We start from the raw sequence: 23,092 nt of genomic DNA on the forward strand, positions 1-23,092 counted from the left end.
AATTGTAGTTTTATGTTATAAAAGTATTGATTACCTTTTTTACCATCCAATTTCCCTCTTTTTGTTTTTCTAGAAGATAGCCAAAACCAATTCCAAAAGCAGAGTCGAAATATCTGGATTCTATATAAGCATATCCGTCTTTGAAATATACAGGATTTGAGAATTCACAGAACTTTATACGATTACTAATGTCTTTTTTAGTGGCGAATTTGATATTAGGGTTTATTTTACGATCAACTTTCAGAGAATCAAAAATATATTGGTTTTGTTGTAATAGATGCAAAGAGTCAGATTTTCTTTCTTCTGATTTATTGTTCTTCAAATCAAGCAAATGGACAACACTTTTATTAAAAAATGGTGGTGGTCCCGGTTCTTCTCCCAAGATTTCTTTTTTACTGGGACTATAGACTTTTAATTGTAAAAGTTCAGGATTAACTAAATAGATATTCTCTTTTGAAGTACTACGATTGGATTCGTATTTCAAAACAGCATTCACTATTTTGTTCAGTTCTGCTTTCTCTTTTGTATTACTTTTAGAACAGCTTACTATAAAAAGTAATGAAATCCATATTAAATATATTCTCTTCATGTGTTTTAGTGAGCTATGGAAACAAAGATAGATAAAAGTCAGGATAAACTATTGGAGATATTTGCATGTTTAGTAAGATCCAAATTTACATATTGTACTAATATAAATTATATACTATGATGATAATGTTGATTTGAGCCCGGAATTTCCATTTTATTTATTCTTTCTCCTTTCGAGAAGAAGATACGCTGCATCCAGCATTTTAATCAGATGGATGTACGGGTTTATCATATTCCTTTCTGGAAGATTGTTGTATACTCCAAGTGAGAAATAGGCCATCCCGGATATAAAATAGTCAAACTCCTGTATGCTGTATTCTCTGAATGCTTTTTTGAAGACCAACAGAGGATTTTGGTATTCTTTCTCAGAAAGCAAGCCAAGAACTAATGGAGAGATTTCTTCCAACGGAGTATTGACGATCCCTTTCTTTTCCTTCATCGCTATGAAATAACCTGCACGGATGAATGACCGCATCGCCTGATAAAAATGAAGAATGACAGACGGATCTTCTTGTATCCGGCTGTTTCGTTTGAGAGCATAATTCATAATGTTGTTTAGCTGTTCTTTGGATGCTGTAAGGTCATTGAACTGAAAATAGGTTTCCATCAGCTGTAAGCCGTAGTATTTTTTGTGGCCTTTTCCCAGCCGGGACTGAAAGTCTGTTCTGTTTTTTTTCATGAGTTTGTATTTTTTAGTGATTTTTAAATGATTAATTGGTGTACATTTTTTTGAACCATTAAGGATTTTTAAGGGATTAAGAATCATTAAGATCATAGCTGAAGCTATGTATTCAGCGGAGTGCTTCATCCATCTTTGATGGATCTTAACTTACCTTATTCTCTTCATTTTTCTTAATGGTTACTTTTTTAGGTATATTTTTTTGAACCATTAAGAATTTTTAAAGGATTAAGAATTATTAAGATCATAGCTGAAGCTATGTGTTCAGCGGACTGCTTCATCCATCTTTGATGAATCTTAACTTACCTTATTCTCTTCATTTTCCTTAATGGTTTTAATTTTTTGTTGTATAACTTTACTGGCCATAAAGGAAGAAGTTGCCCATACAAGCCTGATGAATAGTGTAGAATTTGTGTTTTTCTAAAAAGCCCGAAAGCCGCAATGGATTGTACACCCCATTGTACCGTATCATGATACTTTATGTTGCAAAGCAGACTTAGAAAAAATGATTGTAGAAAAGCAGAACAGCATGAAAATAAAAACGGCATGAGACTCTACAATATCCGCTTTTGAGGTACTGGTATACCCTGCACACAGATAAGAGAGCCCACGCCTAGGTCGTGAGCTTCCTGCTTATCATCTTGCGTGCATAAAAATTACCAGTTTTCAAAAGCAAGGTTCTAAGCAATAGCTTCTATATTTCTTTGAAGTATCGCAAAATTACTCTAATGAGTAATCTTTTCCAAATATAATAAAAATATCCAGACATTACCGAATTCGGTAATAGTAATTTATTTTAATAATTACAATTTGCACTAAACAGTGCGATTATGAATGAGTTTAAGACTGATGAAATCAAAAGAATGGTCTCAGAAAAAATAAAAGAAATAAAAGGAGAAACTCCTTATTCTAAGGTTTCTGAAAGATGTAATGTTACCGCTGCAAGGATTAGTGATGTTGCTAATAACAAGATTGATTGTCAACTCAGTACATTCATTGAAATTGCAACCGGACTAAGAATACATCCCAAAGAATTATTTGATATCGTTTTTGATTTTGAAGAATATTATTCTGAATTAGATAAATAAAATAAGCTCCGAAGTCTGAAGACTTCGGAGCTTATTTTATTTATAGATTGGTTTTATTTTATTGGTGCAAAGTTAGGAGACTTTGTGCAGCGGGGGATTATTGAAATAAAACCACTCTAAGTTTAGAGTGGTTTTTGATTATATTTATTTTTACATAAAGTTTTGATTCATGAACTTGATGTTTTATAAATAAGAATGTATCACAACTTTATCTTAGATGGACTTTCAACTTTACAACAATTTAATATTTTAGTCGAAATGCCACTATGATTATTATTTTTTTCTATTCCTTGGTATAAAGAAGCTAATGTTGGGAATTTTGCGGGATATGGATGGTTCTCATTTTTTTGCCAGATTACAAGATAAATTCCAGAATCTGTTTCAGTACTTTCCATATATTTAGGTAGCTGAGTTCTAATAGCTGTAGTAACATCATTGTGATGAGCTTTCTTAATTTCAATACAAACTTTTAGCAATTTGTCTTGATCATTTTTTGTTGATAATAATATATCTACATTACCATTTGCTTCTTTGACTTCTCTTGAAAGATTTATTCCTTTTGATTTACAATAATGATCTAAGGTATTTGATATATACGGTTGAACTTCTGTTTCATTTTTGGGAGTTGTAAAATTTTGATCTCGCCAAAAGTTAATATTAGAGCCTTTTAACCTAATATCTCTTTCTAAAATTGTGTCTATAAGATTTAATACGAAATCCTTTAAATCTTTATTTGTTTTAATTTTTTCTAAAAATGAATTTAATTCAATATCATCTATTAATGATTTAATAATTACATCCTCTGCGCTTTTATCACAAAGTACATTTATTTTTCCTTTTTCTTCAAATTTTCTTAAGACTTCAAAATTAAAAAAATGAGGAGTCATTGACTTTTGACAATCTATGCAATTGCATGGGACCATTTGTTTATATAGTAATTTTCCTGCCTTATCAAAATCAAGATGAACTTCTTCGACATACATTCTTATAGCAGAAAGTAAACCTTTTTTATTTTTGCCATTTAACGATATTTTTATCTTTCCTTTAATATAATCTTCTTCAACTAATGCGTCTGTATTTTCATAGTTTAGCACTACACCATGTTTCCAATATAAAGCATCTTTAATAAAACTATGACTTTTAACAATAAAGCGTCCTAATAAACCGGCAGGCATAAAATCATAAGAATATTCAAATTGAAGATTAGAAGTATAATCCCATATGAAATTGTCTGGTTTGTCTGAGGGTAAGAGGTCAGGTGAGATAAAGCCAGAATTATCTTTAAGTTCGAAACAAAGATGATACTGATGCATTAGTTTTAATAATTCAGCTTTTTTATTTGAAAACCTTTTCTCACTCCAAATTATTTCTAGATCACTTTGTGTAAACTTCCCATAATTATCCGATATTTCTACACTATCTAATATTTGATACATCCCATCGACACACCAGTCTGTATTGATAAAGACAGTTTCCTTTAGTAAAAGATCATGTTGATGATGAATTATTGCACCTAAATCGTTGAGGTATTGACTTAAAAAATCTGCTCTTTTTTTATCTAATTTATGTTTGTCACAAATCTGTAGATAGTCATCATAACTAATAAAGTCTTTATGTTGAGATAAGTATTCTAACTCATTTCTTACCTCGATCCAACGATTTGATAATTTAAGTTTAGTTTGTGGAAGTAATTTAATTGCATTATTGATTGATATTTTTAATTTATCAATTGTTCCCTCATAGCCTGGTGCACAGCTGACATCAACAAATTCTAAAATATTATCAAACCTTTCCTTATAAATTGATTCGGGCAGACTTTTTTTTCTTTCATCAATTTTGCTTAAAATTATAATAATTGGACTATTTCCACTAAAAAGTTGAATTGTGTTAAGCCAATAAAAGAAATCCATATAATTACTTTCCTCGCGTGCTTCAGTTAAAAAAAGATATATTGATCTTTTAGTAATAAATAATTGGTGTGTTGCGTCATATTTCTCTTGACCACCAAAATCCCATATATTTAATTTGAATTCACTTTCTTCACCGTCAATATATAGTTTTGTTTTTAGAGGATTTTTTAAAACATCTATTCCTTTTGTACTCTCACTTTTAGATAAATTATAATTGGGATCTGTTAATCTTTTTGTGAGAACAGTTTTTCCAACGTTACCTCTTCCGACGATAACCATCTTTGCTTCAAAAAGGAATTCTTCGCTGTCAGCTTCTAGCTTTGATTCAAAGAAATTTTTAATTGCGTCATAACCGCTTACAAAAATTTCATATGGAACGTTGTCGATTGGGTTGTGATCTATTGTGAGTTTTTTTAAAGTATGTAGTTTAATTATTTCAGGTGGAATGTTTTTTATATTATTTTTCTGTTCTGGATGTAGTCGCCGATTAAATATATTACTAAGATTAATTTCTTTTAATTTATTCATTTCCAAAATTGCTATTGGAAAATCTTCAAAATTATTGTCATAGAGTGAAATTTTCTCTAAGTTTTTCAATTTTCTAATTGATTCAGGAATGTTTGAAATATAATTTTGATTTAATTCTAGATTTGTCAAATTACTAAGAGAGGTTATAGAACTAGGAAAATCACGAAAATGATTATTTGACAAAACTAATTCGGTAAGATTTGATAATTTTTTAATATCATTTGAAATAGAAGATATTTTGTTATCACTGAGAAACAGCGACAAAAGTGAATTCATGTTGAAAATTTCTTTAGGTATTTCAGATAGACCTAAATTTATTGCTACAAATTTTCGTAATGACTTTAGAGTGTAAATCTTAGTTGGAATTTCATGTACTAATGTCATGTCAAGAGCTAGGTAAGTTAATTTGGGAGGAATACCATTTACATATTTAAGATTGATACAATCTTCACAATATAAATATGTCAGACTTTTCCATCCATCTAATTCCTCAGGTAGTTCTTCTAAATTAGGACCTCCCAGATGTAGATGTCTCAATTTTTTTAATTGTAATAAATTAATTGGAAACTTTTTTAGACGAAAATTATGAATAAATAATTCTTTTAGATTACTAAGTTCAGATATAATTTTAATATTTCTACCAATAGAAATCCGACCTAAGTTTAGTGTTTCTAATTGGGTTAATTCTAAGATTTCTATTGGTAGTTTTTTGAAATTATCTTCGACATCTGAAAATGATAGCTTTTTAATAGGCTCAGATCTGTTCAATTCAAGTATTTGTGTAAGTGTCATCGTTAAATTTAGTTTAGATTGTAAGATAAAAATATAATTACTAAAATTCAAATAATGCTAGATAAATTGAAAGTCTTGTTATTTATTGAGCTTATTTTAAAGCAAAAATATATTTTGCTAAGCTAATGTCTTGATATGTTACTTAATTACGGAAAACCATAAAACAAAAAACCGCTCTACTTTTTGTAGAACGGTTAGTATATTAATTTGTCTTAGCTTACGCTACTACATCATTCCTGGCATTCCACCACCCATTGGCATAGCTGGTTCAGCGCTCTTCACTTCAGTGATTACAAATTCAGTTGTAAGAAGCATTCCAGATACAGAAGCTGCATTTTCAAGAGCAACTCTTGTTACTTTAGTTGGGTCAATGATTCCTGCTTCAAGCATGTAAAGATATTAGTATTTTAGCTAATATAATTCCAATTTCTCCATGAAATAAATAAGATTTTTCATTAAATTTCTCCTTCCAAAGTAGTTTTTTACAAGCTCATTATCATTTTTACAAAAAGTGAGTTCATTATAAATAGAATAAAAAATAAGATACTCTTGTAATTCTTTTAACCTTGGTATTCCGGAAAAATTATTTGTAAAGGTCAATTGATTATTTTTTGTATTTACTTTTAAAGTGAATGGAGAACCATCAATCACAGAGCTTATTAAATCAGTAATACTTTTTTCTGAAAATGAATTTATACTATCAAAGTCTATAGTGACTTCTTTCTCTTTAAGTAATGTTAAATATGCTAATTCTGAAATTTTGTGAATTTTATTTCCCTGAAAATCCTCTTTATCATAAAGCTCTTTTATCATTTTTAAATCATTATCATTAAGATCAATTTTATAAGATTTAAGTTGAATTAAACTGTCTATTTTCTTTGCTTGTATTTTTGATATCTTGGTTGATGTACTCTCATGCCTGATAGTGGGTAAGTATGTGATTTTACAATTAATGGTATTTCTATTTTGGCCGGAAATAAGAATATGGGAAACAGTTATGAAAATTATGGTTAATAAGTTTTTCATGTTTTTTTGCGAATATAAAAAAACCGCTCTACAAAAGCAGAACGGTTAGTATATTAAATTTGTCTTAGCTTACGCTACTACATCATTCCTGGCATTCCACCACCCATTGGCATAGCTGGTTCAGCGCTCTTTACTTCAGTGATAACACATTCAGTTGTTAAAAGCATTCCAGATACAGAAGCTGCGTTTTCAAGGGCAACTCTTGTTACTTTAGTTGGGTCAATGATTCCTGCTTCAAGCATGTGAACATACTCGTCAGTTTTCGCGTTGTATCCGAAGTCACCTGTACCTTCTGCTACTTTAGCAACAATTACAGAACCTTCACCACCTGCGTTAGCAACGATTTGTCTTAATGGCTCTTCAATTGCTCTTTTCACGATTTTGATACCTGTGTTTTCGTCAGCATTAATACCTGAAAGGCTGTCTAAAGCTTTGATTGCTCTTACTAGAGCAACACCTCCACCTGCAACAATACCTTCTTCCACAGCTGCTCTTGTAGCGTGAAGTGCATCATCTACTCTGTCTTTTTTCTCTTTCATTTCTACTTCAGAAGCAGCACCTACATAAAGTACAGCAACACCACCAGCTAATTTAGCCAGTCTTTCCTGAAGTTTTTCTTTGTCATAATCAGAAGTAGAAGTTTCCATCTGAGCTTTGATCTGAGATACTCTTCCTTTGATTTTTGCTTCGTCACCACCACCGTTTACAACAGTTGTGTTGTCTTTGTCGATTGTTACTTTCTCAGCAGTTCCAAGCATATCCAAAGAGATGTTTTCCATAGTGAAACCTTGCTCTTCAGAGATCACCTGTCCACCTGTAAGGATAGCGATATCTTCTAACATTGCTTTTCTTCTGTCTCCGAATCCTGGAGCTTTTACAGCAGCAATTTTAAGAGAACCTCTTAGTTTGTTTACTACCAAAGTAGCTAAAGCTTCACCTTCAACTTCTTCAGAGATAATCAATAGAGACTTACCACCTTGTGCAATTGGCTCAAGAACCGGAAGTAATTCTTTCATTGAAGAGATTTTCTTCTCTACCAAAAGGATATATGGGTTTTCTAGTTCAGCTAACATTTTCTCAGGGTTAGTCACGAAGTAAGGTGACTGGTATCCTCTGTCAAATTGCATACCTTCTACAACATCTACTGTTGTATCAATACCTTTAGCTTCTTCTACAGTGATTACTCCTTCTTTTCCAACTTTTCCGAAAGCTTCAGCAATTAAAGTACCGATAGTTTCGTCATTGTTAGCAGAAACAGAAGCAACCTGCTTTACCATTTCTGTAGAATCTCCAACAGTCTGAGACTGAGTTTTAAGGTTTTCAACAACAGCAGTTACTGCTTTGTCGATTCCTCTTTTAAGATCCATTGGGTTAGCACCAGCAGCTACATTCTTAAGACCTTCTCTTACGATAGCCTGTGCCAATACAGTAGCGGTAGTAGTACCGTCTCCTGCGATATCATTAGTTTTGGAAGCCACTTCTTTTACCATTTGCGCTCCCATATTTTCTACTCTGTCTTCAAGTTCGATTTCTTTTGCAACAGAAACACCGTCCTTAGTAACGTGAGGTGCACCGAAAGATTTTTCGATTACTACGTTTCTTCCTTTAGGACCTAAAGTTACTTTTACTGCATTAGCCAATGCATCAACTCCTCTCTTTAGAGCGTCTCTTGATTCAATATCGAATTTTATTTCTTTTGCCATATTGTTTAGCTTTTGGCGAATTGCTTTTTGCTTTTAGCTCTGGCAATCCGTTAGTTTAATTTTATTTTTTTAATTTCCCTTGAGCCTGTTCCACAGGGTTACAAGCTTCTTTTTTAGTGTTGTTAACTCTTCCAAAAGATTTTGATAATCATTTTCATGAATGTATCCTAAGTCTTTGGCAAGAATTAATTGGTTTTCAGCTTCATTGGATGATCCCAGAGCAATATTGATGAAGTTGGCAAATTCTTTATCTGAATTTCTACCACTTCCTTCTGAAATATTATATCCAATAGATGCAAATGATCTTCTGATTTGAGAGGTAAGTCCAAAAATTTCTTCTTTCGGAAAACTTTTGGTTGAAGTATAAATCTTTAAAGTCAATTGGTGACTTATTTGCCATACTTCAAATTTTTTAAAATCTCTCATAAGTTAATTTCCATGTAGAAAAAAGCTATTTGCCAGAAGCCCATAGCGAGAAACTTACCCAATAATTCCTAATAAATCAGCTTCTCTTACGATTAAATAATCTTTTCCTTCAAGCTTCAATTCTGCACCTGAATATTTTCCATAAAGAACTTTGTCACCTACCTGAACAGTTGTAGGCTCATCTTTTTTACCAGGACCTACTGCCACTACAGTACCTTCTTGCGGCTTTTCCTTTGCAGTATCCGGGATGATAATACCTGAAGCTGTTTTAGTTTCTGCAGCGATAGGTTCTACTAGAACTCTGTCTGCTAATGGTTTAAAGTTTACTGACATAATATGTTTATTTATTAATTATTTCTGCGTAATAATTCTCTAAATGTATGCCATGAGATCCTGATGGATGAAATGGCAGACTTTTGTTTCCGAATGTGAAAATTTGGCAGAAAAATTATTTTTTGCGTTCGGGAAATCCGAAGAGATAACTGGTAACTACTGGTACTACAAACAAGAGAACAGTAATGGCGGAAACCAGAATTTCCATTGTATGGCTGGCTAAAAACTGAGCAAAGGCGGTAGCAGGGTAGAAGTGTTCGTATAATGACAAACTTAGTTTAACTCCTAAAATAGCAATCACAATAAAAGCAGCTGTTTCCAGAAAAGGAAATACCTGCATGAGACGGACAAACCACTGTGCAATAAATCTCATCGCTAAAATTCCTATAAAAACACCAAGCGTAATCAAAAGCAGATTGTCTGAAAATGCTACGGCAGCAAAGACATTATCGATAGAAAAAGCAAGATCCATTACTTCTACAATGGCAACCGTAGCCCAGAATTGTCCCAGCAGTCCAATTGAATTTTTATACAGCCAGCTGGATTCTTTGTTAGGGCTTTCCTCTGGATTTTCTTCATCATTTGTGTTTTTTATTTTTTTGATAAACCAGTCAATAGAAATATAGAGCAGGTATAATCCTCCCAATGGTTTCAGCCACCATACGGAAATCAGTACGGATGCAAAAATAAGGGCCAGTCCGCGAAATACATAAGCACCAAGGATGCCGTATTTCAGAGCTCTTTTTCTTTGATGCTCTGGAAGATCCATTACGATGGTTGCTAATACTGCAGCATTGTCTACGGAAAGGAGACTTTCTATAAGGATAAGATTGCCAATAATGGCTATAGATTTTGCAGGGTTTTGTAAAATGTCATTGAAAAGGTGGGTGAAATCAGGAAATATCATTTTTTAAAGAAATACTATTTTGGTTAAGTTTTGAAATAATGGCAGCAGAAACTGAAATGCCTATGAAATTGGTAACAGATCTGGCTTCATTCATAAAGCGGTCTACACTGTATAACAGGGCAAGATCTGTGGTGGGAATTTTTCCGAAACGGCTTAAGGTAAACATCAGGGCAAGAAAGCCTGAGCCGGGAACTCCCGAAGCGGTTTTTGAAGCAATTGAAATGGTTATAAAAAGCCAGAAATAATCTTTTAACGTAAGAGGAATATTATAAAACTGGATCAGGAAAATACATGAAATAGAAAGGTAAATACAAGCCCCTGCCAGATTAAAGCTATATCCGAGAGGAATAATAAGACGCAGAATTTTTCGGTCATAGCCCTGTGATTCCATTTTATCAAAAATCATGGGGAATGCCATCTTGGAAGAAGAAGTGGCTACCACCAGAATAATTTCTTCTTTGATGCTGATCAAAAAATCCCATAGGTTAATTTTAAAGTAAGCTGTAATAACCCCTAATATTCCGAAAATGAAAAATACGCTCGTAAGGTATACCGTGGCAACAATTTTACTTAACGGCAATAAAGTATTAATACCATATACTGAAATTCCATACGCGATATTACAGAAAATGACTATCGGAAGAAATATATAAACATACTTAATGAGTTTAAAAAACAGGTTTCTTCCTGAGTCTATAACTTTAAGAATGTTATTCTTTCTCTTTGAAAGACCAATCAGGACTCCTGCCGATATAGATATTAAAAGAAAAAGTATATAATTGCTGATATGTAAAGGGTTGGTGGTTTTTGCTAAGAACCTTTCAGGTAGTGCTTTATGAGAAGAAATTATAATTCCCGTATTGGCCCCCGGTTTTAAAAGAAGCCCGGAGCCGATTCCCAATAAAATACTGATGGAAGTGATGATTAAGAAATAGATCACCATCTGGCTTACAATTTTAAATGCATTTTTAGTGCTGAAAATATAGCTTACTCCATACGTTACGGCAATGAAAATAACCGGGATAATCAAAATCTCCAGAAGCATAAAAAAGTAACTGCTTACCGTTTCCAGATGTTTACTGACTTCCGGAAAATAATAACCCGTTAATGCTCCACAGATAATAGCCGTGAATACATACAAAGTAAGGTTTCTTAAATAGGAGTCTGTAAATGTTTTTTGTTTAAAAGGTTTCATCATCCACTTTTTTATATGATAAGATTACAAAATTCAAAGATATAACCTTATATAATACCAAGAACCAATGCACTCAGCAACATTACGATTGATGATCCTATGGCCCATTTTAAGGTAAATTTTAAGTGATCGGAGAATTCAACACCTGCCAGTGAAACCAGCAGATAAGTGGACGGAACCAATGGACTTAATAAATGGGAAGCCTGACCCACAAGACTGGCACGTCCCAGAATATCCGGAGGAATATTCAGCTGGCTGCCTGTTGCTGTAATCACTGGTAATATTCCGAAGTAATACGCATCATTGGTCAGGAAAAAAGTAAGTGGGACACTGAATATAGCGGTGATTACATTCAGATAGCCGCCCCAGGTTTTAGGGACGATGCTGATAATACTGTTTCCCATAGCACTCATAATTCCTGTACCATTTAATATTCCTGTAAAAATTCCTGCACCGAAGATCATTCCTGCTACAGATAAAGCATTTCCTGCATGTTTTGAAATGATTTTCTGCTGGTCTTTCAGTTTAGGATAATTAATCAGGGAAGCGATACAAAAGGCAATCATAAAGGCAATTCCCAAAGGAATAATATCAAGAATCATCACGCAAAGCAGGACAATAGTCAGGATCAGATTGATAATGATAAGCTTCGGACGTCTTAATGCAGGATCATTTTCCCCAGCAATATCCTGTCCGCTGTATTTGGTATATTTTCCATGCTTACTTATTCTTTTTTTCTCTCTGACTCCTAAAATATAGGCAACGAAAAATACCCATACCAACCCTATCAGCATTACCGGAATCATAGGAACGAATATTTCTGTATGTCCCAGTTTAAGCGAACTCATTACTCTTGCAGTAGGTCCGCCCCATGGCAAAATATTCATAATACCTCCGGCCAGCATGATAATACAGGTAAGAACTAAAGGATTCATCCCCTGTTTTTTATAAAGAGGTAGTAATGCTGCCACCACAATAATATAAGTGGAAGAGCCATCTCCGTCTAAAGAAACTAAAGTGGTGAGAAGGGCGGTTCCGATGGTTGTTTTTACTGGATTATCTCCTACAGCCTTTAATATGGCATTCACAAGAGGTTCAAAAAGTCCTGTATCAATCATCAGACTGAAGTACAGAATGGCAAAAATCAGCATAACCCCCGTAAGCGCTATTTCTTTTACTCCATCTTTCATCATTTTCCCCAGGTCAGGCCCGAATCCTGCTACTACAGCGATCAATACAGGTACAAGCACTAAAGCAGTAAGCGGAGTCATCTTTTTGTTCATGATGAGAATCATGAAGATGAAAATCATTAAAAAACCAAGAAATGTAAGCATAGTATATTGTAAATATTAATGAGGTTATTGTTTCTTTTTTCTCCAGTCAAAATTGTTTCTGAAACCAACAAATCCGTAATTACTCGTTTTTTTGGTTTCCAGCTGATTGATAAAGGCAAGCTCCAACGCAGAATTTTTTCCTAATTTTATTCCGAGGCCTGCCGTAATACGATTGCTGTCGAAAGGTTCTAGCTTATCAACATTCATTCTTATTTCATTTTTTAGAATGCCATAGAGTTTTTCCTTTTCGCCTTTTTTATTGAAAGGAATCCGGACAGAGATCAGATAACGGATTCTTACCTCAAATTCATCAGGATTGCTGATAAAACGTTCTTCTACTCTAAGGCGGTTGGAAATTGATGTTCTTCCGATGTAATAATCAGCGGTAACCTGTTGAAAAGGTCTTTTTTCATATCTTATTTTTTTAGAATCGTCAGCATTATAAGATTCAAGGATCAAAAACATAGCTCCTGCAGCAGGTCTTATGTTTTCTACCACTTCATAGTCTACATAAGCATTCACAAGAAAAAGTCTTGTATCATAAGCCAGATCGAAGGAACGGTATTGAGTAAGGGCAGTTAAAGTGCTTTTATCAGTAAGCTTTGCTGACAGCAGGTACTGAAACCACATATTATAATTGTCTTTGCTCTGACTGTGTAAAAGGCCATTTATCAAACAAAATGATAAAATAAGCGTTAATTGTATATTAAGTTTCATGTAATATTTGATTAATATTGCGGTTTCTCAAATATATTTATTCAAAAGAGCGGGCCTGGATTTTTTCAATCAATGACAGTTTTTCTCAACGAACTGCATTTTGAGACAAAAAGATATTATATTTGATGCGTTTCAAAATAAGGTATGGACTATGTTTTTAATCATTAATTTTGTTATTATGTTACTGATTATCAGAATTTTATTTAGTGGTAAGATTCTGGAAAGCCTTATGAAGTACCGTTGGAAATTTTTGTTGAGGTTTCAGCACATTTTTTTCCTTTTTATCTTCATTTTGATGACTTATTTCACCGAAAACTACTTCCTGGATTCCACTCAACTGGTGATAAGCATTATTTTGAATACAATTTTCAATGTGGGAATTTATTATCTGGTGTACTATTATCTTGTTCCCCGGTTTTATTTATCCAATAAGTATCCTGAGTTTATCCTCTATGCTTTGATCTGCTTTTTGGTGTCCAGTCTTTTCAGAATTTTGTGGGAGCCTGCGGTTTTTCAGATGGATTTCAGTGAAAAAGAATACCATGTAGGTTTTTTGTATAATGTGTACATCTCGCAGGGGATCATCATTCTGGTGGGATCGTTTCTGGGAATTACCAAAGACAAATTTTTAATAGAACAGGATGTGATCAGTCTTGGAGAAGAGAAAGACCAGCTTTATCTTGATTTGCTGAAGTCTAAACTGAATCCTCATTTTTTGCTGAATACCCTTAATAATATCTATGCGAACAGTTTTACCCATTCGGAAAAGACGTCGGATTCTATTTTACAGTTGAGTAAACTTCTGAAGTATATTATTTATGATAGCGGTAAAGAAAAAGTGACAGTTTCCCAAGAATTTTCTTCCCTGAAAGCACTTGCGGCTTTATATCAGCTTAAATATAATAACCAGCTTGATATTGTTATGGATATTGAAGAGCAGGAAGAATTTGACATTGCTGAAATTCCGTCTGCTATACTTCTTACTTTATTTGAAAATGCTTTAAAACACTCAGCAATAGGAGAGGATGCTCATGGTTTTATAAAATTATTCTGTAATATTGAACGCTTTGAGCTGTATTTTGAAATTATAAATTCTGTAGGCAAAGATAGAATTCATGCAGCTGAATCTAATTATCACGGATTGGGTAATGAAGCAATTATTCATATATTGGACAAATTTTATCCTGATCGGTATGAATTTTATTCCGGACCGAAAGAAAATGATCAATATAAAATTGCTTTAACAATTACTATCAATGGCTAACCTGACTATCGTTAATGTAGATGATGAGTATCCTGCATTGCAACTTGTAAAACAATATTGCAATCAGCTTGAAGGTGTTGAACTGCTGGCTTCATTTCAGAAACCGGAAGAAGCATTGGCGTTTTTGAAAGCAAACAAAGTAGATCTGGTTGTTTTCGATATCAATATGCCTGGCATGAATGGAGTAGAACTTTTGCAGCAGCTCTCCGATCCGCCGTTGTGTATTTTTCTTACTCTGGAAACAAAATATGCGGTGAAAGCATTTGAGCTGGATGTGGTTCATTATCTTATAAAACCTGTGGATTTTGATACCTTTAAAAAAGCAGTCAATAAAGCAAGGGATTTTGTTCAGTTTAAAAGTTCGGCTGGCAGTAAACAGCAGGAAGATTTTATTATGTTCAAATCCAATTATGTGATGAACAAGGTTTTTCTAAAAGATATTCTTTGGATACAGGGATTTGGGGAATATATTGTATTGATGACACCATTGAAAAAGTATATGATTCTGGAAAGGATGTCAAATTTTGAAGAGAAATTTCAGCATTTCGGATTTATTAGAATCCATAAGTCTTATATTGTATTATCGGATCATATCAATTCTTACAATTCCAACTATGTTTTCCTGAAAAATGGGGATGAACTTCCATTGGGAAGAACCTATAAAAAGAATTTAAAAGTCCATTTAGGCTAAAAAATAAAGCCGGAAATTTCCGGCTTTATTTAAAATTGTTATCTGATGACAGAACTATGGGCAATATTGTCCAGGTCCGATCCAAAGGATACATTGTCCTTTGTAATTGTACTCACAGCAAAAACGTCCTGCTGCTCCGCCATTGATTGATTTCTGAGCATCTCTGCTTAATAATTTAGCGTTTTTCATAGTTAGTAATATTTTGATTTGTACATCCTGAGCATTTAAAGTCAATCAGGATTTTGACATTTGGTGTAAAAGAAGTGGATCAAAGATACTATTTTTCCTTATGATGTGATATATTTATTACTATTTTTTTAAAATAAAATTTTGATTATCAGTTATTAGTGATTTTGAATGTGGTTGAGAATATAAAAAGAGAAAGCCGGAAATGTCCGGCTTTATTTTAAATTGTTATCAGATTGAACTATGGGCAATTCTGTCCCGGTCCGATCCATAAAGTACATTTTCCGTTATCATCGCGTTCGCAGCATACCAGTCTGGCAGCAATTCCGCCATTGATCGTTTTCTGAGCATCTCTGCTTAGTAATTTGGCATTTTTCATAAGTAATATTTTGTTTTTTTTTAATCCTGAGCATTTAAAGTCAATCAGGTTTTTGACATTTGGTGTTTTATGATAATTCAAATATAAAACTTTTTAAGTCAGGTTGTTATATTTTTTTGTAGACAAAAATAAGGATCTTCAGTAATTTATTGAATCATTTCCAAAGACATTTTTCTCCCTGCCATATCCATATCCTGTTTTATGATCTTTCTTGTAGTGGTATCAATATAGTAGGTGGTGGTAGAAGTTTTACCGCTGATGTCATCATTTGTTTTTACGATCCAGACTGGTTTTCCTTTGTATTCTGTTTTTTGGGTATCCAGAATGTAAGCTTTCATCATTCCTTTTTTCTCAGATTTAGGATTATAATCAAAAATCGAAATTTCGGCAGTGTAATTTTCTTTTAAAGGAAGATATCTTATAAGCATTGCATAACTGCTGCTGTCAAAATAATGGGCTGCAGGAATTTCAATGATGTCTTTTTTCTGAGATTTTTTATCCAGATAATATCCGGTCACCTTGTCTTTCCCGGATTTGAGTGCCATATCTCTGTTTATGTTGTAAGAAGAATGATAAATAGGTGCAAAATTTGATGTCTTCACAAGGGTAGAATCAGTCCATTTTGCATCAGGTGTCTGTTTCATTTTTACCATTGTTTTGATGAGAAGATCAGTTTTGTTCAATCTTTTGATTTCTGTAATGATGGTTCCGATTTCTATTTTTGTGTCTGCTTTTTCAGCATACCATACCGCTTCAGTAGTTTCATCCTTTATTAGTTTTGAATTGATCCCGGAGTTTTCCGGACTAAGCAGATTTTGGGCAAAAAAATTAGCACTACTTAGTATTAAAAGGAAAAGAATAGTTCTCATGATCTTTTTAATAATAAGTAGTGCTGTATTTGTTAAAAGTTACAACTTACAACTTTTTGGTTTTTAACTCTTTCCTGCGGCCTGCATTGGATTCACCTTTCCGGTAGAGCCTCCTCTTACAGAACCTCCTTCCTGTTTTTGTTTAAAGAGTTGGAATTTTGAAGTTTCAGTCCCTGATCCGGCACTGCTCCAGATATTATTGGTAGTATCAATATCAGCAGTTTCTCTCATTGGGTCTAGCTGAATAGATTTTACTTTCTTTTCAAAATAATAAGTCTTGGAAACCTTTTGCTCATTCAGTCTCCAGATCTGTGCTGCAGATTTATCATACAACTTTGATCCGTCTTCAAATGTGAATTCAAGGATGATCGGCATTACTAATCCGCCTTTGTTTACAAAATCAATCTGATATCCTGTAATATTTTTGAATTTCTCTTTATCCTTGGCATCTAAAGGAAGACCAGCTTCTGTTTTGATGGTGTATTCCTTGTTATTATCCACCTTTTCCTGACCTCTGTCATATTTATAATAGAAATCCTGAGCAGCTTTATCAGTCTCTACATAGAATTTAATATTCTTATCTTCTCTGTTTCTGATTTTTGAAAGATCTTCAAAACTGTTTACTAAAGGTTTTTCAACCTGATATTTCACTTCAGCAGCAGCTTTAGGATCGGTATCCAGGTTTGGAACGGCTACCGTTACTTTATCAATCGCAATATCTACAGGATCTGTACCGTAGAACCAGCCTCTCCAGAACCAGTCAAGGTCTTCACCGCTGGCATCTTCCATAGTACGGAACAAATCTGCAGGTTCAGGATGCTTGAAAGCCCATCTTTTAGCATAGGTTTTAAAAGCTTTGTCGAAAAGTTCTCTTCCCATGATTGTTTCACGAAGAATATTCAATCCCGTTGCAGGTTTTGAATACGCGTTCGGACCATACTGAACAATATTTTCAGAGTTGCTCATGATAGGTTCCAGCTGATCTTTCGGCAGTTTCATATAATCTACGATCGTCCATGCTGGTCCTCTTTTGGAAGGGAATTTATTATCCCATTTTTCTTCTGTAAGATATTCTGTAAATGTATTCAAACCTTCATCCATCCATGCCCATTGTCTTTCATCAGAATTGATGATCATTGGGAAGAAATTGTGCCCCACTTCGTGGATGATTACTCCAAGCATTCCGTTTTTAGTTCCCTCAGAATAGGTTCCGTCTTTTTCAGTTCTTCCGAAATTAAAACAGATCATAGGATATTCCATTCCGTTGGCAGCTTCTACAGATTGTGCTACAGGATATGGATAAGGAATGGTAAATTCTGAATAGGTTTTAATGGTATGGGCAACCGCTTTTGTGGAAAACTTTCTGTAAAGGCCATAAGATTCTTTTGGATAGAAACTCATTGCCATTACTTTATTATTGTTTTCAGGAATCGTTACACGCATTCCATCCCAGACAAATTTGCGGGAAGAAGTCCATGCAAAATCACGAACATCCTTCGCTTCAAAAACCCAAGTTTTTCTTTGTTTTGAATGATTTTTCTCTGCTTTTTTAGCCTCATCCAAGGTTACAATTTCGATAGGTTCAGCAGCGGTTTCAGCTTTTTTGTATCTTGATAACTGGTCAGAGGTCAACACCTGATCATAGTTTTTACACTCTCCGGTTCCGCCTACAATATGATCGGCAGGAACGTTCATTGAAACTTTAAAGTCTCCAAAAACCAAAGCAAATTCACCTCTTCCGGTAAACTGATGGTTCTGCCATCCCTGGAAATCACTGTATACGCACATTCTTGGATACCATTGTGCCATAGTATAGAGATCATTGCCGTCTTCCGGGAAATTTTCATAACCGCCACGGCCTCCCATCTTCATTCTGTTGGAGATATTATAGTTCCAGTCCACTTTGAAAACGAATTTTTCACCCTTTTTCAATGCTTTAGGAAGATCTATACGCATCATGGTTTTGTTGACGGTATACTTTAAGGTATTGCCTGAAGCATCTGTTACTTTCTCAAGACTCACACCGTAACCATTATCTTTTACAGGAAGCTCAGTGGCCTTAAGCTGCTGATCAGTCGTTGAAGGGCGAAGAACAGATGAAGCGTCATACCCGGCATTTCTGATGCTTGAATGTTCATTTTCATCAAGCTGCAGCCAGATATAATCCAGATCATCAGGAGAATTGTTGTAGTAAGTCACCGTTTCCGAGCCTTTCAGATTTCTTTTATCCTCATCCAGATACGCCGTAATGTTATAGTCGGCTCTGTTTTGCCAGTATCCGTGTCCCGGAGCTCCTGAAGCCGTTCTGTAAATATTGGGTGTTGGTAGAATAGTTCCCAGCTGCTCAAACTTGTTGCCATGATTGCTGCCCGGGTTATTCTGAATATTCTGTGCGGTGAAACCTGTATATGCAAATACAGAAAGTGAAAGTATAACAACTTTTAGTTTCATAACCGAAATGATTTATTAATGATCAAAGATAGTGATAAGCTCTTGAAATAATGAAAATATTTAACTTTTAGAAAGGAATTCTTTCCAAAGTCATTTTCAAGGATAGGGCAAATACCCCAGAAGAAACAAAGAGTATCCAGTCTTTTTTATTCACTTTGAAAAGATTGAGTGAAATAAATAGAATGATTAAAATCGCAGCAACAATTACAATTTGTCCAAGTTCCAAACCAATATTGAATCCAAGTAGAGGTAAGGCAATACTTTGACTTTTTGCAATCATTACTCTTGCAGTATTGGCGAATCCCATTCCATGTACAAGACCGAAGATCAGGGCAAGATAGTAGTTGGCCCGCATCAAGGTCTGCTTCTGATTTTTCATGATGATATTATCCAATGATGTCAGTACAATCGTCAAGGGAATTAAAAATTCAACCCAGTCAGACGAAACTCTGAAGACATCCAGAATACTTAAAGCTAGTGTAATGGAATGCCCGATCGTAAACGCGGTGACAAGGATCAGAATTTTTTTCCAGTCACTGTAAGAATAAACAGCGATCAATGCCAGAACAAACAACTGATGATCTAAAGCATCCAAAGAAATAATATGTTCCCATCCAAGGTTTAAATAAAAAAGAAAATCCTGCATTTTGGTTGAAAAATTTTATATTTTAAATATTTTGTTAAAATGTTGTTAATTTTATTATTTGATTTAATTTTTACGCTTGTTATTTGTTAATTATTTGTATTATTTATATTTTGAATAAATATTGTATAATTGTATTGCTTAAAAATGAAATATGGATATTAAAAAATTATTTTTTACAAAAGTAAACATTTCACACGGAGGAGCGAAGCTTCTGAGAAATGCAACAGCAGCCTTTTTAGGATTATATTCCTATGCTTTTTACGGGCAGGTACAGAAACTGGACTCTCGATTTGATGTTTTATTGAAAAATAAAGAAAGTATAGCCAACGGAAGAGTAGTGAAAGAATTGGAACGCCCGGATATGAAACTTGATCAGCATCTGGTAGTGACTTCCAAGGGAGCACAAACAATGTATTCATGTATTATTTATACCAAAGAACCGGAAAAACTGAAAGCAGACGGCTTCATTATTCAGAGTCAGCTGCCAGCTTTTTCCACAGCTTTGGTTACCATTGAAGATATTGAAAGACTTGTGCAGCTTCCGTATGTAACATCTGTAATGGGACCAGCATTTGATGAGCTTCATAATGATGTGAGCAGAGCTCAGTCCGGAGCAAGTCTTTTGCAGGATGGAGTTTTCAATAATACGGCTTATAACGGTACCGGTGTTTTGGTAGGAATTTATGACAGTGGAATAGACTGGAAACACCCGGACTTCAGAAAAGCTAATGACCAGACAAAGAGCAGAATTGTTTCTATCTGGGATCAGACCTTAACTGCACAAGGTGGAGAAACTACTCCTACAGGATTTTCAACAGGTGTAGAATATACGAGAGCGCAGATTGAAGATGAATTGGATGGTACACCCGTAGGATTTGTTCGTGAAAATGATACAAACGGACATGGAACTCACGTTTCAGGTACAGCTGCCGGAAATGGTGCAGCTTTTACCGATAAAAGGCATAAAGGATTTTCATCCGATGCAGATATTGTATTCGTAAAAGGAGGAAATGGTTCTTTTCCAACAACAAATACGATTAATGCGTTAACCTATTTTAAAAATGTAGCTACAGCACTTAATAAACCTATCGTTGTCAATATGAGTATTGGCGGTCAGGGAACGGCTCATGACGGAACATCCAGCCATGAAGTGGCTGTTAATAATTTTACGGCGTCAGGACCGGGTAGAGTTGTGGTTATTTCTGCCGGAAATGATTACGGAGCTAACCTTCACAGAAAAGTGGATATTGCAGCTGGTGCAGCACAGACATATAATTTTACAGTAGCAAGCAATACCTCCGCTACTTCAGTATTTTCATTCATAATGTATGCCAATGATAATACTGCTGTGACAGCAAAACTGACTACTCCTGATGGACAGCAGTATACGCAGAATATAAGTACGACTACGGCTCACACTATATTGGGAGGTGGCCTTACAGCAACGATGTATAATTATTGGGGAAATGACAACAACAAAAGATATGTACAATTAGTTGTAACCAGAACTTCGGGAACTACCAATGTTCAGGGGAATTATACATTAGAAATCACCAATGACGGAGCACAGCAGATCACCACACACGGCTGGCTGTATAGCCAGGGAGTGGGGACTACCTTGCAAAATGGTGATAATGAATATATTGTAGGGTCTCCGGGGAATGCTTCTAATGCGATTACTGTTGCTTCCTATATGGGAAGAGCAAGTTGGTATAGCGGAACAAGCGGCTATTTTACATTGACTCCACAGGAATCTATATCTTCATTCAGCGGACAGGGACCAAGAACAGATGGTTTTCAAAAACCAGATATTGCAGGTTCAGGGCAGAATGTGATTTCATCCAGATCAGGTGATTCTGCTCCAGGTGCTACAGATATTATTGCAGGAACCAATTATTATGTGAAAAACCAGGGAACAAGTATGTCTTCGCCGGGTGTAGCAGGAGCTGTAGGGTTATTACTGCAGGCCAATCCGGCATTGACTGCAGCTCAGGTAAAAGCACGTCTTACTTCTAATGCAAGAATGGATGGAGCAACCGGAACTGTGCCCAACATGAGATGGGGATATGGTAAACTGGATATTTACAAGGCGGTTACCGATGAATTAGGATGCGTAAAATCTAATTTTGAGACGGTAGGGTATGATGAACCTTATATCATTGCCAATACAGAATCTAATTATTATTTTGATAATATAGCTCTTGCTGTCAGATATACACCAACCCTTACAGGAAAGCTGGGTGGATTCTCATTATTAACAGGAACTTCACTTCCTTCAGATATTCCGGTAGATATTCAAATCAGAAAAGTGGATGCGAATGGAAATCCCGGAGATATTATAGCCACTAAGACCATTACTTCATGGCTTAATAATATGCAGAGATTTACCTGGAATTACGTGAGTCTTTCCGATCTGAATGTACAGATGGTAACCGGAAAAGAATTTTATATTGTGGTCAATGGTTTAGGAGGAAGAATTGCTGTAAAAGCTGAGAATGCAGTGGTCAACAACAGATCCAAGACGTCTACAGATGGTACAACATGGACTTCTAGAACATTCGATCTTAAAATGAGAGCTGTGGTCTATGAAAATGTTGCCGAAGTGAAGAATCTTGCAACATCCAATCAAACGAAAGCAAGCACAGTAGCAAATGGATATAACTATTTTACCAATGCCTGCCAGTTGATTTCAAGAGTTGAAAAAGAAACTGCGAGTACTGTAACAGGAAATACAACATCAAAGGTATGGGTAGATAATGCACAGCCCAACTATGTTGCAAGAAGATATGAAATAAATCCGGACACGAATGCAGCCACAGCAACCGGGAAAGTAACTTTATACTTTAAACAGAGTGATTTTGATGCTTATAATCTAACCAATGGTGTCAAACTTCCTACTTCACCTGCTGATGTTGCTAATAAAGCGAATCTTCTTATTGAAAAATATACAGGAACAAGTACTACAGGTACAGTAGCTTCTTTTGGAGGAGCTGCTACAGTTATTACCCCTGATATCGCTGATATTATCTGGAATGATACCTACCAATACTGGGAAGCGAGTTTCCAGACAACAGGTTTTGGCGGATATTTTGTGAAAACAGGAACTACATTAGGAACAGCGGATGTTAAAATGAATTCAGGAGTGAATATCACTCCGAATCCTGCGAAAGATTTTGTGAATGTAGTCCTAGGAAGACATTCTAAAGCAGCAGTAACCATTTATGATGCGTCAGGAAAACTGATTAAAACCGTAAATGTGAATGCCAATTCCAGTAAAATTGATGTTTCAGAATTGGTAAGAGGAACTTATCTGTTTACCCTTGTACTTGAAGATAGTACAAAAATCACGAAGAAAGTGATTAAACAATAAATCTTCATCA

At 34.7% G+C, this 23,092-nt stretch carries 21 protein-coding genes; 4 read left to right on the plus strand and 17 right to left on the minus strand.

What is annotated here, in order from left to right; genetic code table 11:
• Nucleotides 1-10: 10 nt before the first annotated feature.
• Together GFU89_RS07100 and GFU89_RS07105 are read right to left on the minus strand one after the other, a co-directional pair.
• Nucleotides 11-589 carry a hypothetical protein gene (locus GFU89_RS07100; RefSeq protein WP_318846478.1) on the minus strand — a complete coding sequence of 193 codons (579 nt, stop codon included), beginning with the start codon at nt 587-589 and terminating at the stop codon, nt 11-13.
• Between the two features lie 153 nt (nt 590-742).
• Nucleotides 743-1,267 (minus strand): hypothetical protein, encoded by a 525-nt coding sequence (locus tag GFU89_RS07105; RefSeq protein ID WP_318846479.1) that lies wholly within the window; start codon nt 1,265-1,267, stop codon nt 743-745.
• Between the two features lie 830 nt (nt 1,268-2,097).
• On the opposite strand from GFU89_RS07105, the gene GFU89_RS07110 reads away from it, so the two are divergent.
• Nucleotides 2,098-2,355 carry an XRE family transcriptional regulator gene (locus GFU89_RS07110; protein WP_110367960.1) on the plus strand — a complete coding sequence of 86 codons (258 nt, stop codon included), beginning with the start codon at nt 2,098-2,100 and terminating at the stop codon, nt 2,353-2,355.
• A gap of 200 nt (nt 2,356-2,555) precedes the next feature.
• On the opposite strand, the gene GFU89_RS07115 is transcribed toward GFU89_RS07110, so the two are convergent.
• The 10 genes from GFU89_RS07115 to GFU89_RS07160 all read right to left on the minus strand — a co-directional run bounded on the left by GFU89_RS07115 (nt 2,556) and on the right by GFU89_RS07160 (nt 13,139).
• Entirely contained in the window at nt 2,556-5,585 is a 3,030-nt protein-coding gene (locus GFU89_RS07115) for a COR domain-containing protein (RefSeq protein WP_318846480.1), read from the minus strand.
• 225 nt (nt 5,586-5,810) lie between these two features.
• The gene (locus GFU89_RS07120; RefSeq protein WP_413228590.1) at nt 5,811-5,975 is read right to left on the minus strand and encodes a hypothetical protein; all 165 of its coding nucleotides are present in this window, start codon (nt 5,973-5,975) and stop codon (nt 5,811-5,813) included.
• A 21-nt stretch (nt 5,976-5,996) separates the two neighbouring features.
• The gene (locus tag GFU89_RS07125; RefSeq protein ID WP_318846481.1) at nt 5,997-6,611 is read right to left on the minus strand and encodes a hypothetical protein; all 615 of its coding nucleotides are present in this window, start codon (nt 6,609-6,611) and stop codon (nt 5,997-5,999) included.
• A gap of 77 nt (nt 6,612-6,688) precedes the next feature.
• Nucleotides 6,689-8,314, minus strand: coding sequence for a chaperonin GroEL (gene groL / locus GFU89_RS07130; protein WP_318846482.1), 1,626 nt, complete (start codon nt 8,312-8,314; stop codon nt 6,689-6,691).
• Nucleotides 8,315-8,383: 69 nt separating this feature from the next.
• Entirely contained in the window at nt 8,384-8,740 is a 357-nt protein-coding gene (locus GFU89_RS07135; RefSeq protein WP_318846483.1) for a four helix bundle protein, read from the minus strand.
• 54 nt (nt 8,741-8,794) lie between these two features.
• Nucleotides 8,795-9,073 carry a co-chaperone GroES gene (groES, locus tag GFU89_RS07140; RefSeq protein WP_034696138.1) on the minus strand — a complete coding sequence of 93 codons (279 nt, stop codon included), beginning with the start codon at nt 9,071-9,073 and terminating at the stop codon, nt 8,795-8,797.
• Between the two features lie 115 nt (nt 9,074-9,188).
• Nucleotides 9,189-9,980 (minus strand): TerC family protein, encoded by a 792-nt coding sequence (locus GFU89_RS07145; protein ID WP_318846484.1) that lies wholly within the window; start codon nt 9,978-9,980, stop codon nt 9,189-9,191.
• Nucleotides 9,967-11,178 carry a cation:dicarboxylate symporter family transporter gene (locus GFU89_RS07150; RefSeq protein ID WP_318846485.1) on the minus strand — a complete coding sequence of 404 codons (1,212 nt, stop codon included), beginning with the start codon at nt 11,176-11,178 and terminating at the stop codon, nt 9,967-9,969. The genes GFU89_RS07145 and GFU89_RS07150 overlap by 14 nt, the downstream gene beginning before the upstream one ends.
• A 44-nt stretch (nt 11,179-11,222) precedes the next feature.
• Entirely contained in the window at nt 11,223-12,509 is a 1,287-nt protein-coding gene (locus tag GFU89_RS07155) for a citrate:proton symporter (RefSeq protein ID WP_318846486.1), read from the minus strand.
• A 24-nt stretch (nt 12,510-12,533) separates the two neighbouring features.
• A complete protein-coding gene (locus GFU89_RS07160; protein WP_318846487.1) occupies nt 12,534-13,139 on the minus strand; it encodes a DUF2490 domain-containing protein in 606 nt (201 codons plus the stop codon).
• 382 nt (nt 13,140-13,521) lie between these two features.
• Here GFU89_RS07160 and GFU89_RS07165 point away from each other — a divergent pair, with 382 nt between their 5' ends.
• Together GFU89_RS07165 and GFU89_RS07170 are read left to right on the plus strand one after the other, a co-directional pair.
• Nucleotides 13,522-14,490, plus strand: coding sequence for a histidine kinase (locus GFU89_RS07165; protein ID WP_318846488.1), 969 nt, complete (start codon nt 13,522-13,524; stop codon nt 14,488-14,490).
• Nucleotides 14,483-15,181 (plus strand): LytTR family DNA-binding domain-containing protein, encoded by a 699-nt coding sequence (locus GFU89_RS07170; RefSeq protein WP_318846489.1) that lies wholly within the window; start codon nt 14,483-14,485, stop codon nt 15,179-15,181. The genes GFU89_RS07165 and GFU89_RS07170 overlap by 8 nt, the downstream gene beginning before the upstream one ends.
• A gap of 54 nt (nt 15,182-15,235) precedes the next feature.
• Here the strand turns inward: GFU89_RS07170 and GFU89_RS07175 are convergent, their stop codons facing one another.
• From GFU89_RS07175 to GFU89_RS07195, 5 genes are all read right to left on the minus strand, one after another.
• Nucleotides 15,236-15,370 carry a hypothetical protein gene (locus GFU89_RS07175; protein WP_262484685.1) on the minus strand — a complete coding sequence of 45 codons (135 nt, stop codon included), beginning with the start codon at nt 15,368-15,370 and terminating at the stop codon, nt 15,236-15,238.
• Nucleotides 15,371-15,608: 238 nt separating this feature from the next.
• The gene (locus tag GFU89_RS07180) at nt 15,609-15,746 is read right to left on the minus strand and encodes a hypothetical protein (protein WP_165790518.1); all 138 of its coding nucleotides are present in this window, start codon (nt 15,744-15,746) and stop codon (nt 15,609-15,611) included.
• A gap of 146 nt (nt 15,747-15,892) precedes the next feature.
• Entirely contained in the window at nt 15,893-16,615 is a 723-nt protein-coding gene (locus GFU89_RS07185; RefSeq protein ID WP_318846490.1) for a hypothetical protein, read from the minus strand.
• A 63-nt stretch (nt 16,616-16,678) separates the two neighbouring features.
• Complete coding sequence (locus GFU89_RS07190; protein ID WP_318846491.1) at nt 16,679-19,066, minus strand: M1 family metallopeptidase; 2,388 nt, start codon at nt 19,064-19,066, stop codon at nt 16,679-16,681.
• Between the two features lie 67 nt (nt 19,067-19,133).
• On the minus strand, nt 19,134-19,712 hold the full coding sequence (locus GFU89_RS07195; RefSeq protein WP_318846492.1) for a HupE/UreJ family protein: 579 nt from the start codon (nt 19,710-19,712) through the stop codon (nt 19,134-19,136).
• Nucleotides 19,713-19,863: 151 nt separating this feature from the next.
• Here GFU89_RS07195 and GFU89_RS07200 point away from each other — a divergent pair, with 151 nt between their 5' ends.
• Nucleotides 19,864-23,082, plus strand: coding sequence for a S8/S53 family peptidase (locus tag GFU89_RS07200; RefSeq protein ID WP_318846493.1), 3,219 nt, complete (start codon nt 19,864-19,866; stop codon nt 23,080-23,082).
• The last annotated feature ends 10 nt before the right edge of the window (nt 23,083-23,092 follow it).

The sequence above is a fragment of the Chryseobacterium sp. JV558 genome (genome assembly GCF_033712365.1).
Classification (GTDB): domain Bacteria; phylum Bacteroidota; class Bacteroidia; order Flavobacteriales; family Weeksellaceae; genus Chryseobacterium.